This window comes from Sphingobium wenxiniae (assembly GCF_007830065.1).
GTDB classification, from domain to species: domain Bacteria; phylum Pseudomonadota; class Alphaproteobacteria; order Sphingomonadales; family Sphingomonadaceae; genus Sphingobium; species Sphingobium wenxiniae.
This window is the reverse complement of record NZ_VLKK01000005.1, coordinates 138,167-153,910: the sequence shown is the minus strand read 5'-3', so window position 1 is coordinate 153,910 and position 15,744 is coordinate 138,167. Positions and strand designations below refer to the sequence as shown.

14 protein-coding genes and 1 pseudogene are annotated in these 15,744 nt (G+C 65.0%); 4 read left to right on the top strand and 11 right to left on the bottom strand.

Features of this window, described 5'->3' with window-relative positions:
• Nucleotides 1–4 precede the first annotated feature (4 nt).
• Nucleotides 5–871 carry a UDP-2,3-diacylglucosamine diphosphatase gene (locus IQ35_RS08805; RefSeq protein ID WP_021243316.1) on the bottom strand — a complete coding sequence of 289 codons (867 nt, stop codon included), beginning with the start codon at nucleotides 869–871 and terminating at the stop codon, nucleotides 5–7.
• A gap of 103 nt (nucleotides 872–974) precedes the next feature.
• Nucleotides 975–1,979 carry an NAD(P)H-quinone oxidoreductase gene (locus IQ35_RS08800; protein ID WP_145072729.1) on the bottom strand — a complete coding sequence of 335 codons (1,005 nt, stop codon included), beginning with the start codon at nucleotides 1,977–1,979 and terminating at the stop codon, nucleotides 975–977.
• 96 nt (nucleotides 1,980–2,075) lie between these two features.
• Between IQ35_RS08800 and IQ35_RS08795 the strand changes: the two genes are divergently transcribed.
• Nucleotides 2,076–2,273: a DUF1192 domain-containing protein gene (locus tag IQ35_RS08795; protein ID WP_031290384.1), complete on the top strand. Its 198-nt coding sequence runs from the start codon at nucleotides 2,076–2,078 to the stop codon at nucleotides 2,271–2,273.
• Nucleotides 2,274–2,429: 156 nt separating this feature from the next.
• Complete coding sequence (clpA, locus tag IQ35_RS08790; RefSeq protein ID WP_145072727.1) at nucleotides 2,430–4,748, top strand: ATP-dependent Clp protease ATP-binding subunit ClpA; 2,319 nt, start codon at nucleotides 2,430–2,432, stop codon at nucleotides 4,746–4,748.
• A gap of 406 nt (nucleotides 4,749–5,154) precedes the next feature.
• Here clpA and IQ35_RS08785 read toward each other — a convergent pair whose 3' ends face one another.
• A complete protein-coding gene (locus IQ35_RS08785; protein ID WP_031290386.1) occupies nucleotides 5,155–5,895 on the bottom strand; it encodes a Bax inhibitor-1/YccA family protein in 741 nt (246 codons plus the stop codon).
• A 110-nt stretch (nucleotides 5,896–6,005) separates the two neighbouring features.
• On the opposite strand from IQ35_RS08785, the pseudogene IQ35_RS21795 reads away from it, so the two are divergent.
• A pseudogene (locus tag IQ35_RS21795) lies at nucleotides 6,006–6,155 on the top strand (RNA 2',3'-cyclic phosphodiesterase); the annotation flags it as partial.
• 44 nt (nucleotides 6,156–6,199) lie between these two features.
• Complete coding sequence (thpR, locus tag IQ35_RS08780; RefSeq protein ID WP_311768307.1) at nucleotides 6,200–6,547, top strand: RNA 2',3'-cyclic phosphodiesterase; 348 nt, start codon at nucleotides 6,200–6,202, stop codon at nucleotides 6,545–6,547.
• Nucleotides 6,548–6,612: 65 nt separating this feature from the next.
• Here the strand turns inward: thpR and IQ35_RS08775 are convergent, their stop codons facing one another.
• The 8 genes from IQ35_RS08775 to IQ35_RS08735 all read right to left on the bottom strand — a co-directional run bounded on the left by IQ35_RS08775 (nucleotide 6,613) and on the right by IQ35_RS08735 (nucleotide 15,733).
• Nucleotides 6,613–7,158, bottom strand: a complete 546-nt coding sequence (locus tag IQ35_RS08775) for a superoxide dismutase family protein (RefSeq protein WP_021243322.1) — start codon at nucleotides 7,156–7,158, stop codon at nucleotides 6,613–6,615.
• Between the two features lie 489 nt (nucleotides 7,159–7,647).
• The gene (locus tag IQ35_RS08765; protein WP_021243324.1) at nucleotides 7,648–8,700 is read right to left on the bottom strand and encodes an OmpA family protein; all 1,053 of its coding nucleotides are present in this window, start codon (nucleotides 8,698–8,700) and stop codon (nucleotides 7,648–7,650) included.
• A 178-nt stretch (nucleotides 8,701–8,878) separates the two neighbouring features.
• Nucleotides 8,879–9,382, bottom strand: coding sequence for a DUF2793 domain-containing protein (locus IQ35_RS08760; protein ID WP_031290391.1), 504 nt, complete (start codon nucleotides 9,380–9,382; stop codon nucleotides 8,879–8,881).
• A 28-nt stretch (nucleotides 9,383–9,410) separates the two neighbouring features.
• Entirely contained in the window at nucleotides 9,411–11,618 is a 2,208-nt protein-coding gene (locus tag IQ35_RS08755; RefSeq protein ID WP_145072723.1) for a phage tail protein, read from the bottom strand.
• Entirely contained in the window at nucleotides 11,606–12,019 is a 414-nt protein-coding gene (locus IQ35_RS08750) for a hypothetical protein (RefSeq protein WP_021243327.1), read from the bottom strand. The genes IQ35_RS08755 and IQ35_RS08750 overlap by 13 nt, the downstream gene beginning before the upstream one ends.
• Before the next feature lie 11 nt (nucleotides 12,020–12,030).
• Complete coding sequence (locus tag IQ35_RS08745) at nucleotides 12,031–12,846, bottom strand: DUF2163 domain-containing protein (RefSeq protein WP_145072721.1); 816 nt, start codon at nucleotides 12,844–12,846, stop codon at nucleotides 12,031–12,033.
• On the bottom strand, nucleotides 12,843–15,173 hold the full coding sequence (locus IQ35_RS08740) for a DUF2460 domain-containing protein (protein ID WP_145072719.1): 2,331 nt from the start codon (nucleotides 15,171–15,173) through the stop codon (nucleotides 12,843–12,845). The genes IQ35_RS08745 and IQ35_RS08740 overlap by 4 nt, the downstream gene beginning before the upstream one ends.
• Nucleotides 15,170–15,733, bottom strand: a complete 564-nt coding sequence (locus tag IQ35_RS08735) for a tail tape measure protein (RefSeq protein WP_145072717.1) — start codon at nucleotides 15,731–15,733, stop codon at nucleotides 15,170–15,172. The genes IQ35_RS08740 and IQ35_RS08735 overlap by 4 nt, the downstream gene beginning before the upstream one ends.
• Between the last annotated feature and the right edge of the window lie 11 nt (nucleotides 15,734–15,744).

The following is a 15,744-nucleotide window of genomic DNA, read 5'->3' as shown; positions in this document are numbered from 1 at the left end:
TCCCTCAGGCCGCGATGCGCGCCGGTTCGCGGGCGTCGCGCACCGCGATTTCCTCGGTCCAGTGAAGCACCTCCATGCGACCGTCGAAATGCTCGACCAGCGCGGTGCACCCTTCCACCCAATCGCCGTCATTATAATATTGGATGCCGGCGATTTCCCGCATTTCGGCATTGTGGATGTGGCCGCATACCACGCCATCCACGCCCCGCGCGCCCGCTTCGTGCGCGACCACTTCCTCAAAACGGGAGATGAAGGCGACGGCGTTCTTGACCTTGTGCTTCGCCATCTTCGACAGCGACCAATAGGGCAGGCCCATGCGCTGCCGCACCGCGTTCACGGCAACGTTGAGGCGCATGAGCATGGCGTAGGCGGCATCGCCCACGAAGGCGAGCCAGCGATGCGCCAGCATGATCGTGTCGAACTCGTCGCCATGCAGCACCAGCAGCTTGCGACCGTCGGCCGTCTCGTGGATGGCCTTGCGCCGGATTTCCACACCGCCGAAGCTGAGACCCGTGAATTGCCGGAACATCTCGTCATGATTGCCGGGGATGTAGACGACGCGGGTGCCGCGCCTGGCCCGCTTCATAACCCGCCAGATCACGTCATTATGGCTCGCGGGCCAATAGAAACGCTTCTTCAAGCGCCAGCCGTCGATGATGTCGCCCACCAGATACATGGTGTCGCTGTCGACGCTGTCGAGGAAATCGATCAGCATCTTCGCATTGCAGCCGCGCGTGCCCAGATGGATGTCGGAAATCCATATGGTGCGATAACGGCGGCGCTTATTGTCCGGCCGTTCGGGAAAATGCGGCTCCCGTGCCAGACCATCGTCGAGGTCCGCAAGGAAAGGCAGGCGCGTCACGGCGTCCATCACAGTCTGTCCCCAAGGCTGTTGTCCTTGAGGCAAGAGCCTTAGCATCCCAATGTTACAAATCCGCGCCGAATGTTACGGAAATGCGACTGTTGCGCCAGAATCAGACGGTCAGGACGATCTTTCCGAAATGCTCGCCGGCATCCATCCGCGCATGGGCTTTCGCCGCATCCGCCAGGGGAAAGCGCTCGTCCATGGCCGGGCGCAGCCTGCCCTCTTCGACCAGCGGCCAGACGACCCGCATCAGTTCCTCCGCCACCAGCGTCTTGAAGGATGCCGGACGGCCGCGAAGCGTCGATCCGGTCAGGGTCAACCGCCTGCTCATGATCGTGGGGATGAAGACGGCCGCCCTGGGACCGCCCAGCACGGCGATGGACACATGCCGCCCGTCTTCCGCCATGCATTCGATATTGCGGGGCACATAGTCGCCGCCCACCATGTCGAGCACGGCCTGCACGCCCTGCCCGCTGGTGATGCGCCTGACCTCCGCGACGAAATCCTGCGCGCGGTAATTGATCGCGTGATGCGCGCCCCATTGCCGCGCCTGATCGCATTTCCCGTCGCTGCCGCAGGTCACGATGATGGTGATGTCGAACAGGCGGCACAGCGTGATCGCCATGGTGCCGATGCCGCTCGTTCCGCCGTGCACCAGAACCGTATCGCCCGCTGCGACATAGGCGCGCTCGAAAAGATTGGTCCACACGGTGAAGAGCGTTTCCGGCAAGGCCGCCGCTTCGATCAGGTCGTAACCATCGGGCACCGGCAGGCATTGGCCCACGGGCGCCACGGCATATTCGGCATAGCCTCCGCCCGGCAGCAGGGCGCAGACCCGTTGTCCGATCCGGTCCCGCACATCCGATCCCGCCGCCATGATCGTGCCCGATACTTCCAGCCCCGGAATATCGGAAGCGCCCGGCGGCGGCGGATATTTGCCCATGCGTTGCAGCACATCGGGGCGGTTGACGCCCGCCGCGGCGACACGGATCAGCACTTCGCCATCGCCGGGCGCCGGCACCGGCCGCCGTTCGGGCACCAGCGCTTCCGGCCCACCGGGCGTCGGAATGCCGACCGCCAGCATATCGTCGGGCACTATGCTCTCAATAGCCATGGTCCGTTATCCCCATTGCATCGCACCCTCCAGAAATCGCATGTGGCGTATGCGCCCTTATTGACAGACCGCCCCGCAGGGTCAACATTGGCCTTCATGGACTTGGACGACGATCTGCCGCGCAGGGCCGATAATCCGCTGGCCCAGTTGATCCGGCAGGATCTGGGTCCCTTGTCCCTTGCCGAACTGGAAGCGCGCATCGCCGCGCTGGAGGGCGAAATAGCCCGAATCCGATCAAAGATTGAAAGCGTCGTTAATCATAAGGCAACCGCCGAGGCGTTATTCAAGCGATGAACCCGCGCCTCGCCCCTTGCGGCCCCAGGATGGTCTGCACCGGGCACGGGCAGTCTGGCAATTCCGGCGACAAGGGGCCGCACCTTGATCCGCCATGGAGCAATGCCGACATATGGTTCAAGACCGCCCCTCTCCGGGGCCAGGAGTAGAACAGACATGCCATCTTTCGCACCCGCTCTTGAGACTACGCTGCACAATGCGCTGACTCATGCGTCCGAACGTCATCATGAATATGCGACGCTGGAGCATCTCCTGCTCGCGCTCGTCGACGACGAACATGCGGCAAAGGTGATGCAGGCTTGCGGCGTGGAGCTTGGCGAGCTGGCGGACGCCGTCACCCAATATCTCGACCATGAACTCGACAGCCTGAAGGTGGAGGGCCAGTCCGACCCCTCCCCCACCAGCGGTTTCCAGCGCGTCGTCCAGCGCGCGATCCTGCACGTCCAGTCGTCCGGCAAGGATGAGGTGACGGGCGCCAACGTCCTCGTCGCGCTCTTTTCGGAACGGGAGAGCTATGCCGTCTATTTCCTCCAGCAGCAGGATATGAGCCGCCTCGATGCGGTCAGCTATATCAGCCACGGCGTCGGCAAGGGCACATCCGCGCCCGAAGCCCGCGAAGCCAAAGGCCCGCAGGAAGAGGAAAAGAAGGCGCAGGACAGCAAGGGCAAGAAGGACAGCGCCTTGGAGCAGTTCACCGTCAACCTCAATGAGAAGGCGGAGCGGGGCAAGGTCGATCCGCTGATCGGCCGCGCCGCCGAAGTCGACCGGACGATCCAGATTCTCTGCCGCCGCTCCAAGAACAACCCGCTCTATGTGGGCGATCCGGGCGTCGGCAAGACCGCCATTGCCGAAGGGCTGGCACGCAAGATCGTGGAAGGCGACGTTCCCGACGTGCTCAGGGAAGCGGTGATCTACTCGCTCGACATGGGCGCGCTGCTCGCCGGCACCCGCTATCGCGGCGATTTCGAGGAGCGGCTGAAAGCGGTCGTCACCGAGCTGGAGAAAATGCCCCACGCGGTGCTCTTCATCGACGAAATCCACACCGTCATCGGCGCGGGCGCAACCAGCGGCGGCGCAATGGATGCGTCGAACCTGCTGAAACCGGCCCTGTCGGGCGGCACGATCCGCTGCATCGGCTCGACCACCTACAAGGAATTCCGCAACCATTTCGAAAAGGACCGCGCCCTGCTGCGACGGTTCCAGAAGATCGACGTCAACGAACCGACGGTCGAGGACACGATCAAGATCCTGGCGGGCCTGCGGAGCGCCTTCGAGGAGCATCACAACGTCAAATACACGTCCGACGCGATCAAGTCGGCCGTGGAGCTTTCGGCGCGCTATATCAACGACCGCAAGCTGCCCGACAAGGCCATCGACGTGATCGACGAAGTGGGCGCGATGCAGATGCTGGTCGTGCCGAGCAAGCGCAAGAAGACGATCACGCCCAAGGAGATCGAAGCGGTCATCGCCACCATGGCGCGCATCCCGCCCAAGACGGTGTCGAGCGACGACAAGACGGTGCTGGGCGCGCTGGACACCGATCTCAAGCGCGTGGTTTTCGGCCAGGACAAGGCGATCGAGGTGCTCAGTTCCGCGATCAAACTGTCGCGCGCCGGCCTGCGCGATCCGGACAAGCCGATCGGCAACTATCTTTTCTCCGGCCCCACCGGCGTCGGCAAGACGGAGGTGGCGCGTCAGCTCGCCCATCTGCTCGGCATCCCGCTCCAGCGTTTCGACATGTCGGAATATATGGAACGGCACTCGGTCAGCCGCCTGATCGGCGCGCCTCCGGGTTATGTCGGTTATGACCAGGGCGGCCTGCTGACCGACGCGGTGGACCAGAATCCGCACAGCGTCCTGCTGCTGGACGAGATCGAGAAGGCGCATCCCGACCTGTTCAACATCCTGTTGCAGGTCATGGACAATGGCCGCCTGACCGATCACCACGGCAAGACGGTGGATTTCCGCAACACCATCCTCATCATGACCACCAATGCCGGTGCGTCGGACATGGAGAAGGAAAGCATCGGCTTTGGGTCCATCACCCGCGACGATGTGCAGGAAGACGCGGTGAAGAAGCTCTTCACCCCCGAATTCCGCAACCGTCTCGATGCGGTGGTTCCCTTCGGCTATCTGCCGCCGGAAATCGTCGCGCGCGTCATCGACAAGTTCGTGCTCCAGCTCGAACTGCAACTGGCCGACCGCGACGTCCACATCACGCTGGACGACGATGCGAAGGCATGGCTGACGGCACGCGGCTATGACAAGCTCTACGGCGCGCGACCGATGGGCCGTCTGATGCAGGAGAAGATCAAGCAGCCGCTGGCCGAGGAACTGCTGTTCGGCAAGCTCGTCCATGGCGGCGAGGTCCATGTTCGGCTGAAGGACGACGCCCTCGCCTTCGAGATCACCCCCGCCGCTCCCAAGAAGGGCAGGAAGGGCGGCAAATCGAAAGCGGCCGAACAGGCGAAATAAACGCTTCCTCAGGCATACGCAAAGGAAAGGGCGGTCCATCGGGCCGCCCTTTTTCTCTTGAGCATCATGCAGCCTGCAAATCCCTTCTCTCCAAAAAGGAGAGGGAGCAGCAGCACTGATAGACGAAAGGGAGCTACGGATCTTGCAAACCATCGTCGTGCAATGGCTGTGTTCGGCCATGAAGCGGACATTCAATATCCGTCATCCCAGCGAAAGCTGGGATCTCCCTTGGGCTGGGTCGTGCCTACGAAGAGAGATGCCAGCTTTCGCCGGCATGACGAATAGCTATGTCCGTTCACCACCCATAACCGCCATTCGGCAAACGGATCTGCAAGCTGCATGATTCCCAAACGAAAAGACCCGGCGGAACGAACCGCCGGGCCTTTCCGATAAAAGCGATCCGCGATCAGTCCCGGCTGCTGCCCATGAAGCGCAGCAGGAAAAGGAACATATTGATGAAGTCGAGATAGAGGTTCAGCGCGCCCATCACGACCGACTTGCCCATCATGTCCGTTCCCGCGACATGAGCGTAGATGCTCTTGATCTTCTGCGTGTCATAGGCCGTCAGTCCGGCGAACAGCAGAACGCCGATGACGCTGATGACCAGGTCCATCGCGCTCGACCGCAGGAACAGGTTGATGAGGCTCGCCACCAGCAGGCCCACCAATCCCATGATGAGGAAAGTGCCGAAGCCGGACAGGTCCTTCTTCGTGGTATAGCCCCACAGGCTCAACCCGGCGAAAGCGGCCGCAGTGGCAAAGAATGTCTGCGCGATCGACGTGCCGGTATAGACCAGGAAGATCGACGCCAGCGACAGGCCCATCACCGCGGCATAGGCCCAGAACATCGCCTGCATCGCAAAGGTGGAAAGCCGGTTCATGCCAAAGCTCATCACCATGACGAAGATCAGCGGCGCGAACATGATGACATATTTCAGGATGCCGGGGCCTGCCAGGATTTGCAGCGCCAGACCGCTGGACGCGAACAGCATGGCGACCACGCCCGTCAGCAGGACGCCGCTCGCCATATAGTTGTAAACCGACAGCATATAGGCACGCAGACCGGCGTCGAACGCCTCGCCGCGCGCCACAGTGGCGCCGCCGCCAAAGCCCGCTATGTCGGAACGGGGATCGGACCAGTTGGCCATGAGTAACTTCTCCTTCGCCGGCATGCATCCGCCGGTCCTTCCATTATCGACTGTTCGGGCGCTTAATTCAAGCCGCCTGACAGCATGACGAATCCCGGCCTGAAACCTATATGGGGGCGATGCACCGATTGTTCATTGCCGTTCGCCCACCCCTCTTCATACGATCCCGCCTGATGGCACTCATGGAGGGAATTGCAGGCGCGCGCTGGCAAAGTGACGACCAGCTTCATCTTACCCTCCGGTTCGTCGGCGCAATGGACCAGCATGGCGCCAATGATCTGGCCGACCTGTTGGGGCGACTTCGATTCCACGCCTTCCGGTCGAACTGGCCGGCGTCGGGCGCTTCGAACAGAATGGCCGGACCAGCAGCCTGTGGGTTGGCGTGCAGCCTCATGAAAAGCTCTTCGCCCTGCACCGCAAGATCGGCCATCTTTGCGTCAGTCTTGGCCTCGCGCAGGAACGGCGCGCCTATCTGCCGCATATCACCCTTGCCCGATGCGGACGCTCTACCGGGACGCTCGATTCCTTCATTGCCCGCAATGCCGGCCTCGCAAGCGCGCCGTTCGAAGTGGACCACTTCTCCTTATATGAGAGCCATCTGGGGCGGGAAGGAGCAACCTATAAGGAAATCGCCCATTACGGCCTGCTCTGATCAGGCGAAATCGCGCCCCTGCAACCCGAAGGACGGCGCAGGAGCGTGATTTTCCGGAAGATTATTCAGCCAGCGGCCAGCACGCCGCACGCCGCGCGTCCACCCGCATTGCCGGCAGGATCGGTCTTATTGTCATCGGCTTGCGCATGGATGACGATAGCGGCTCCGTCCGCATCCAGCAGCGGCATCGCCCCGGAACTGACTAGACCGCCGGGAATGACATATTCCATCTCGCCCGTTCCATCGGAACCGGCCAGCATATTGGGCATATCGCCCATATGCATGCCATGGGGATTATCCTTGCCATGCTGGCGGTCGGTGGGATTCCAGTGCCCGCCCGCGCTGACGAAATCGGGCGGGGTGCAAGTGCCTGTGGTATGGACATGCACGGCATGGAGGCCGGGCGTCAGCCCTTCCGCCCGCACAAGGACATGCAGGCCGTCCGCCGCCTGCGTCACTTTCGCCTCTCCTCGCGCCGTCCCATCGCCCGCCAGCAGTTTCGCATATGCCACGGGCGCCTCGCCGGCCGATGCCGATTCCTCGGGAACCGTCGCGCAAGCTGCGACGGTGGTGAACAAGGGCAAGGCCCAGGCCATCGAAACAAATTTCATGAAGCCAACTCCTGGATGCAGACAAAAAAGCGAACGTTGCAGACGATGATTTGTTGCATGTTCGAATCAAATTGTCATCGGCTCCATCAGGGGGGGGCGGCTTTAGGCCGGATCGACATTCAGGCATCGTGCAGGGCAGCCAACGGATCCGGCTGATTCACGCGGAGACGAAGAGCAAGGCTGCGTCGAAAGGCGCCTGTGCATTTCTGGCCGATCCTGCGTGCGTCGATGTGGCTGCACGCGTCGCCGATTTCCCGGATACTCCGCGTTTCTACGTGAAAAGTCGCTCGATCGCATGGATGCGAACAAGATTGCGACTTGGCCGCTGACTCCTCATCGGCAGGTTCTGAGGCGTTCCGCTCCTGCATCTCATCGCTTTCCGGGTCGATCCGCTCAGCGGCGGAAAGAGGAAAGGGATAAGCGATCAAACGAAAAAGGGCCGATCTTGCGACCGGCCCTCTCCATCTTTTCCCCAAAAGGGAAAGTCGATTACTGACCCGAACCCGGGCCGTAGGTGATTTCCACGCGACGGTTCTGCAGTTCGCGAACACCGTCGGCGGTTTCGACGCGGGGGTTCGCTTCACCGAACGCCTGGGTCGTCATCACGCCGTCAGGGATACCCTTCGAAGCCATGTAGCCCTTGACCGCGTCAGCACGACGCTGCGACAGGCCGACGTTGTACGAAGCCGAACCCGAACGGTCCGCATAGCCCGCCAGCATGACCTGGGCGCTGCCGCAGTTGCTGTAGGCCGAAACCGCGTTGTCCAGAATGGTGGCGGCGTCAGGCGTGATGTCCGACTTGTCCCATTCGAAGAACACGATGTACGGTCCGGGGCTGCATTCCACAACCGGCGGAGGCGGCGGCGGGGGCGGCGGGGGCGGCGGGGGCGGCGGGGGAGGCGGCGGCGGAGCAGCCGGCTCACCGAAGTTGTAGGTCAGACCAAGCAGGATGCTGTGCGTACGCAGCTTGCTCCGGACATCCGCGCCCGCCGGGCCGTAATCACCCGTATAATCGTTGACCAGCTTGATCTTGTCCTGGTTGAAGAAGCGATACTTCAACGAGACGTCGACATTGCTGCTCAGCGGATAGCGAACGCCCGCGATCGCCTGCCAGGCGAAACCGGTGTCCGTGTCGTTCACTTCGTCATTGGCGAGCTTGCCGCGCGAAACGCCGACACCGCCGCCGACGAAGCCCTGAAGGCCGTCATCGGGACCGAAGTCCAGCAAGCCGTTCAGCATGAACGAAAGGGCCGACGCCGAACCACCGAAGCCGCTCTTGTCCAGATCGACCTTCGCGCGCTTGTACGCCGCTTCGGCCTCAAGACGGAAGCCGCCGAAATCGTAGCCGATATTGGCGTCGAAATCGTAGCCCTTGTGGTAATCGACGTCCGGAGCGGTGAGTCCGGGGTTAAACCTGATATCCTGATCTTCGACCAGCAGCACGCCGGCGTCGACGCCAACATACCAGCTATTGTCACGCGCTAAAGCCGGAGTGGCCAGGGCGCTAGTCGCAAGCGCAGCCGCGAGGGCAAGCTTCCGCATTTGGATTCCCCTTTCAAAAGTGTCACGAAGGACTGCTGAAACCCTGTATCTGCAAGAAAGTTTCATGGCAAGTCCACAATTAGCGAAACTGTTGCAAAAAAGACGCAACACGAAGGGTTTAGCACCTTAGCCGCTCTAATGGGAACCCGATCAATCCATGCTGGACCTATTGGCACAGTCATGCGGCGATTAGCCCATGCGTCCGCAATATATCAAGAATCGCGTCTATCGCCGCGCGGGCCTGGCTATCGACTGTCGAACCGCCGGAAGGATTGCCGACAGCCCCCAGACGTTCGCCGACAATGCGGACATCATTCACATACAGGCCATCGGCACGGCAGGCGCCGGAACGCCATGCCGTGCCGTCATGCCGCATCGCATGGCCCCGGTCCGCTACCCAGAGCGCCAGTCCGGCCAATGCCTGCGCAAATCGCCATCCACCTTCCGTCCAGCAGGCGACGGCGCCCTCTTGTCCCGCCCATTCGCCGGATGCACCCCCGCCCACGATCCAGCATTCGCCAATCGCGGGATCGGCGGGCGGTTCCGCCAGATCGGCGCTCCGCGCCTGTCCGTGCAACAGCATGTCGATGCGGGTCAGCGCTTCATTGTGAAACAGTTCCTTCTGCGCCTGCCCCGCAAAAAGCAGCGGCAGCCCCCAGCGCGGCGTCATATCCATCGTCATTGACAATTCTCCCAAACGGCAGGCGGCTTCAGGCCGGAAGCGCGAGGCGGGCGGGCCGCCCCATGGCCCGCGAGCCGATCTGCCGGATTTCCAGAATACAGCCCTCCCCGCCCGATCCCGCCATGTCTTGAGCGATCATCGCGGCGCCATAGAGCCAGGCCGGCTCGCCCGTTTCGACGCGGCGCTTCACGTCGGCGCCGCGCAAGATCCGCACGTCATAGCGTTCGCTCTCCTCTCCCAAAGGCACGTCCCCGCCGCTGCTCCATCGCCATCCGTCGCGGCTGCGCCGCGTCCAGCCGACGCGCCAGCCCCCCGCTCCATCGGGAACGAGCCGGACATGGACGGGAGCGGGCGGCTTCAACGCCTCGCCCCTGATGCTCAGCGCCGCATCGGCCGGCTCGACATCGCCTGCCCCGATCGCGCTTATCCGCAGCATCGCGCCCTCCTCTCCTTCCGCGCCCAGGGCGGCGAGAGGTTCAGCCAGCCGATCCTCCTCCAGCAGCAGGAACCCCTCGCCGGGCGCATGACCGGCCATGGCCCATTCCGTCCCGCGCAACCCGCGCCGCAGGCCCGAAAGGCGGTAGCTGGAAGAGCCGGTCCGAACCGCCCGGCTGAACTGGATCAGCTCCTCCCCGACGAGGCACAGATTGCTTCCCTGCGCCAGGGCCAGCTCATTGGCGTCCGTCAATTCCATATCCGGGGCCAGCAGGGTGACGAGCAGCCCATTATGTTCGTCGACCAGCGTGGCGCTGCCCTCCGGCAATGCCGCATCGGCCCGTCCCATCGTGGCGCGCGCCGCCGTCCTGCCCGCAGGAACGGCTTCCCCCAGTTCATTCATCACGAACAGGGCCGCCCCGCGCCAGCCCGCGCTTCCGCCCGCCGCCGCCACGAGGATCGGCGCGCTGGCCGTCCCGTCCTTCAAATTGGGCAAATCCGCCAGCATCAGCGCCGTCGGTCCCTGCGGCGCATCGATCTCCCGCACGATCGCGCCTGACGATGCGCCCGGCGGCAGGTTTCCTCCCGATCCCGGCACCCGGCGCAACGACAGGCGAACCGCCATCGCTTCCCATTCCCGTTCCTCGATCCGCCAGAGGCCCGCTTCGCCTTCGACGGTGACGACCGATCCGGGCTGGTGGCATAGCGCTTCCCACCCGCACCGCAGCGTCAGGCCGCCGCGCCCTGTCCATCTCGACCCCAGCCGTTGCGCCGCCAGGCCGCGCGCCGCGTCGCCGCTCAGCACGGCGGGCAGTTCCAGCCCCTGCTCCAGCCGCCCCGGTCCGGGCCGGGTGACGCGCTGCACCCCCGCCTGATAATCCCGCGCGGCGTCATAATGCCGCACCGACAGCGCCACCGGAACGCTATCGGCCGCCGCGCCGGACCGCTCCAGATTGTCCAGCGCCTTCCCGTTCACGCGTCCGCATCGGCTAGACGCGGGAATTTCGTGCGAGGGCGTGCGCCATTCCGGCGCGATGCCAAGCCCTTCTTCCCCCGCCGTCAGGGCCAGCCCGAACGCGTCGACCAGCGGAGCCATCGCCTCCTCCAGGTCGGCGCCGCCCGCCGCATAGCCGTCCACGCTCCCCAGCCCCGCGCCGCCGATCCGCCCTTCGCCCAGCGCCGCGCCGATGGCGTCGATGGAAATCGGCGTCTCGTCGGCTTCCACTTCGAAGGTGAGGGACGGGATGCGATTGCCATAATCGGCCAGCGACAGATCCTCGAAAACGGCATAGGCGATTCCGCGATGCGCGGAGGTTTCCGGTTCCCCCTGCCTCGAAGCGATCAGCGGATCGACCGGCTGATCCTCCCGCCCCGGATAGAGCCGGAAATCGCCCAGCGCGGTCTTGAAGTCGCCGGACATGCCGCGCAGCAGATTGCCGTCGGCCCAGATGCGCTTCACCGAACGCACCGCCCGCGCGGACAGGGCCACGGCAAAGCTCGCCGAATAATCGTAGGTGGTGACGCTCGGCCTTCCTTTCCCGCCGCCGCTTTTCTTCTTCGTCTCGCGCAGGTCCGTGGCCCAGATGACCGTGCCGGCCACGCGCATCTGCCCGAACAGTTTCGGGATCTGCGTGCCATAGGTCGATGTCTGGACATGCAGGTCCTGCAATCGCGCGCCTTGCGCGCCCTTCGGCCTGAACAGCACGCCATGGTCGAAGACATTGCCGATCAGCCCCCCTATGGCCGCGCCGATGGGACCGCCCAAAGCCGTTCCCACGGCGGTCAGAACTACCGTCGCCATCCTTCATTCTCCTCGACCGCCCGCCACTGGCCGATGACCGGCCAGGGCGATTCCCCCGGCATCTCGACAACCTGCCGCAACCCCGCATGGGCATGGACGAAGCCGCCCGGAACCTGGATCATCAGATGCAGGTGGAGCGGCCCCGGCCGCACCAGCGCCAGATCGCCGGGCGCTCCCCTTTCCACTTTTCGCAGCCCGGCCTGATCGATCCATGTCTCGATCCGCCCCGCATCGCTGGACCGCAGCGCGTAACCGCCGGGCACGATGCCGCGATGTCCCGCCCGGCCAAAGGCAACGGCCGCCAGCCCCACGCAGTCCAGCCCCAGCTCCGCGCTGCGTCCGTGCAGGCGAAAGGGCGCGCCCACCAGCGCCCGCGCCTCGGCGACGATCCGCGCCGCCATGCCGTCCCCGCTCATGCGCCGGGATAGCGGGTCAGCAGGTCCGTGCCCGGCAGATACGGCTCCCCGCGGAAATTGACGGCATTGCCGAAGCGCGCGCGGCATGTCCCCAATTGCCGGTCGCATCCTTCGGTCAGCACTGCCAGCGTTCCCGGCTCCACCGCAAAGGGCGGCGGATCGGCCAGCATCACCTCGTCGGTCCCATTGTCGATCACCGCCTGAACGATGCCGCCATTGGCCCCGGTCAGCCAGCGCAGCGTGCCAAAGGCATAGACGCCCGCCGCCAGCCCCGCGACATGCGCCACCCCGTCCTCCACCGCCGCGACCGGCACAGCGCGCCTGCGTCCGGCCATGTCGACCCGGCATTGCCTGTCGCCCAGCCGCGCCCGGCAGTCCGGCGATGTCGAAGGAGCGACCGCGCCGCGCAGCACATGCGCCGCGCCGATCAGCTCGGCCGTGAACGCGCCGCCCTTGCGCCCGACCGCGCCGATCGTCCCCCGCGCCAGCAACAGCCACAGCGCGCCCGGCGCCTCCCATTCCGTAAGCCGCACCTCCAGCGCCGCGCCGTCCCAGCGCCCGGCCATCAGGTCCGCCTCGCTGATGGCGTCGGACGTCAGCGCGCCTTCGATATCCATGTCCGCGCCCTCGGCGGTGATGCCGCTGCGAATGGCGGACGGCATCATGCCCGGCGCGGCGCGATAGCGGACATGGCCGATCGTCATGTCCCGGTCATGGCTGGTCAGGCCGATGGTCACGCCGTCCCGCCGCTCCAGCCGCCAACAGAAAGCCAGCGTGCACAGCGGCTTGCCCAAACTCTCCGCCGCGCTCATTCCCGGATCTCCACCAGCGGCACCGACGGCGCTTCCCCGGCGGCAAAGGTCGCCCGGTTGATGTCCAGCCGGTCCTCGGCAAAGCGCACCGGCACGTCGAAGCGGAAACCGGCGGTCAGCACCGCGCCCTCCTGCGGCGCGGCGTCAAAGGCGATGACGCCCAACCCCGCATGGCTCCAGCCGGAAAGCTGCTCGACGCCATCCACGGCGACCCGGACAGACCCCGCCACCGGCCGGGTGATGGTCCGCGCCTGCGCCTCCTCGCCCTCGCCATAGAAGCGCATGAGCTGGAACTCCGCCCTTATGCCGTCGCCCACGCCCAATCGCTGATCCATCGGGTCCGGCGTTCCGCCCGCCGCGCAACTGCGGTCGTCGAACGGATCGGTGAAACGGAACCCCCGCGCCGCGCCCCGCCGCGCCCGGAAGAACGCGATCAGCTCCGCGATATCCGCTTCCGACCGCACGCCCGGCCCCGCATCGAAGGACAGGCGCGCATCGGCCCAGTCGCTCGTCCTGCGCTCATGGCCGGATGGGCTTTCCACGATCTGCGTCGAAAAGGCGGGGGACAGGCTGGCCTCCCGCCCCACGCTCAAAGGAAAGACAATATCGTCAAAGGCCTGCATATCTTCTTCCCCATCCAGTCTGAAGCAGGTGAAGCCATCGCGCGCGACCTGCGGCAGTGCCCAGATGAACGTCGCCGCCGTGCCCCGCCGGACGGCGGCGTCCGCTTCCCCGGCGATCTCCCGCCATTGGGCGGCGTCCTCCGGCGCCAGCACGAAGCCGGAAAGATAATGCTGCCGCTCGATCGGATAGCCCAGCCGCGCCGTCGCCTCTTCGACCCCGCGCGCGGTCAGCCGCCTGCGGCCCTGCGTCACCCAGTCATAATCTTCCAGTTGCAGCACATCGAAGGCCGGTTCCGCCCAGTCCACCGGCATATTCGCCCGCTTGGCCTCCGGCGCGAGCGGATCGAGCACGGTCGGCAGATAGGCCAGCAGATGCGTCACGGCCCCCGGCGCCTGGCCTTTCACCGCCGCGCAGAGCGACGCCGTCGACGCCGCCAATATCGCCCCCGCCGCGTCCAGCAGCGCTTTCTGCCCGGCCGAAAGCGTCCCCCGCACATCCGGGATGGACACGGGACTTCCGCCCAGCGCCGCCCGCGCCGCATCGTCATACAGGCAGATGCTGCCATCGGCGGGCATCACCCACCACCATGGCTCGCCAACCTGAAACTTGACGGCAATATCTTCGGACAAAGCCATGGTAACAAAGGAAGAAGCGACCGCCTGTAAATAGCTCATCGCACCGGCATGGGCCGGGGACAGCAATGTCGAAGGCGGCGTCCAGCCCGTCAGCGCCGGATCGCCATTCTCCGCCCGCTGCTTCCATGCCTCCGGGCAATGTGCGTCGAACAGTTCATAGGACAGCGACCAGATCACCCCCAGCCCCATGGTCTTCGCCCGCCGCGCGAAATCGGCGTGCCATGCCGCGCAGGGCGTATTCAGCGCCCCGCCTTCCAGGGTGACAACATGCCCTCCCCCAACAGGCAAGAGCCGGAAATAATGGCTCATGCCGACATAATGATTGATGTCGCCGCGATAACCGAGCGCATGGATCGCCCCCACGATCCGCTCCGGCGTCTGATTGAGGCAATCGTCATAGCCCGTCGCCATCGACAGCCCATGTTCCGGCACCACCACATCGCCCACCGCCAGCACCGATCCTGCGCCATCGCACTTGATGCCGGACAACTCCGCCCAGCCTTCCACGCCCGTCGCAAAGACCGTATCGCCCGCATCGTAATCGGGCGGCGCCAGCGAAATGAACATCCGGTCGATATCGCCCGCCCACACCGGATCGCTCTCCTCCGGCAGAAGGAATCCGCCTTCCACGCTGGAAAAATCCAGAACGATCTCGGCATCTTCCGCATCGCCATTGGCATAGTTCCACAACCGCACATACCAGGACCGCGCATGCCCTTCCGCATCGCGTCCCTCGATGGTCAGCGTCGGCCCATGCGTCTGGTCCAGCCGCCTGAGGCCACCGCTCCGCCAGCGAAAGCGCAGCACGCAATCGCGGAAATCCCGCGCCGTCTCATAGGCCAGCAGCTTATGGCTCCATTTGTCCTCCGCTTCCCAGATCAGCCCGGCCAGATCACCCGATCCATAAAAAACGGCATCCACCCGCAGGGCATCGGGCGCGGTGGTCACTACGCCCGCCATCATCGGCCGCGGGAAATTCACCGTCCAATGCGTCGGCGCGAACCGCTTCATGAAGCGCGTTTCCTGCCCGCCCCGCTCTTTCGCCAGCCAATAGCCGATCCCGCTCATCCGTTCAGCGCTCCCCTCACCGCCCGGGCCACCTGCCGCGCGCTGCGCGCCAGCAGCCGGGGATTGTCCTGCCCGTCGCCCCGTCCCTGCACCGCAATGCTCACCCGCACGTCGCGCGCGCCGCCGCCAGGGGCGATGACCTGCCCGCTCGCCGTGGGCACGAACAGTTCCGGTCCCCGCTCACCCACCATATAGGCGCGCCCCGGCCCCACCGGCCCGCCGGTCGCCCGCCCCGGCAGGCCCAGGGCCGACCCGATCAGCGAAGCCCCCACATTCAGCAACCCGCCGCCGCCTCCACCGCCAATCGACCCCATCGCCGATCGCAAAGCGCCACGGGCAATATCGTCCAGCACCGACAGCGCCATGCGCCGCAAATCCTCGAAGCCGAACTTGCCCGTCCGCGCCGCCCTCAGCAGCCCCTGTTCGATCCGCCGCCCCGCCCGTTCGGCGCCCGCCGCCAGCGGCCCTTCCATCCCGGCGCGCATCGCTTCCACATCGCGCGCCAGCCCTTGCGTGTCGGCGCGCACGCGCACGACCAGCGTCTCGACTTCCTCTTCCATCGGATTTCCCC

Coding starts and splice junctions, on each gene's coding strand:
- IQ35_RS08805 (WP_021243316.1), bottom strand. CDS start 871: ATGGACGCCGTGACGCGCCTGCCTTTCCTTGCGGACCTCGACGATGGT.
- IQ35_RS08800 (WP_145072729.1), bottom strand. CDS start 1,979: ATGGCTATTGAGAGCATAGTGCCCGACGATATGCTGGCGGTCGGCATT.
- IQ35_RS08795 (WP_031290384.1), top strand. CDS start 2,076: ATGGACTTGGACGACGATCTGCCGCGCAGGGCCGATAATCCGCTGGCC.
- clpA (WP_145072727.1), top strand. CDS start 2,430: ATGCCATCTTTCGCACCCGCTCTTGAGACTACGCTGCACAATGCGCTG.
- IQ35_RS08785 (WP_031290386.1), bottom strand. CDS start 5,895: ATGGCCAACTGGTCCGATCCCCGTTCCGACATAGCGGGCTTTGGCGGC.
- IQ35_RS08775 (WP_021243322.1), bottom strand. CDS start 7,158: ATGAAATTTGTTTCGATGGCCTGGGCCTTGCCCTTGTTCACCACCGTC.
- IQ35_RS08765 (WP_021243324.1), bottom strand. CDS start 8,700: ATGCGGAAGCTTGCCCTCGCGGCTGCGCTTGCGACTAGCGCCCTGGCC.
- IQ35_RS08760 (WP_031290391.1), bottom strand. CDS start 9,382: ATGACGATGGATATGACGCCGCGCTGGGGGCTGCCGCTGCTTTTTGCG.
- IQ35_RS08755 (WP_145072723.1), bottom strand. CDS start 11,618: ATGGCGACGGTAGTTCTGACCGCCGTGGGAACGGCTTTGGGCGGTCCC.
- IQ35_RS08750 (WP_021243327.1), bottom strand. CDS start 12,019: ATGGCGGCGCGGATCGTCGCCGAGGCGCGGGCGCTGGTGGGCGCGCCC.
- IQ35_RS08745 (WP_145072721.1), bottom strand. CDS start 12,846: ATGAGCGCGGCGGAGAGTTTGGGCAAGCCGCTGTGCACGCTGGCTTTC.
- IQ35_RS08740 (WP_145072719.1), bottom strand. CDS start 15,173: ATGAGCGGGATCGGCTATTGGCTGGCGAAAGAGCGGGGCGGGCAGGAA.
- IQ35_RS08735 (WP_145072717.1), bottom strand. CDS start 15,733: ATGGAAGAGGAAGTCGAGACGCTGGTCGTGCGCGTGCGCGCCGACACG.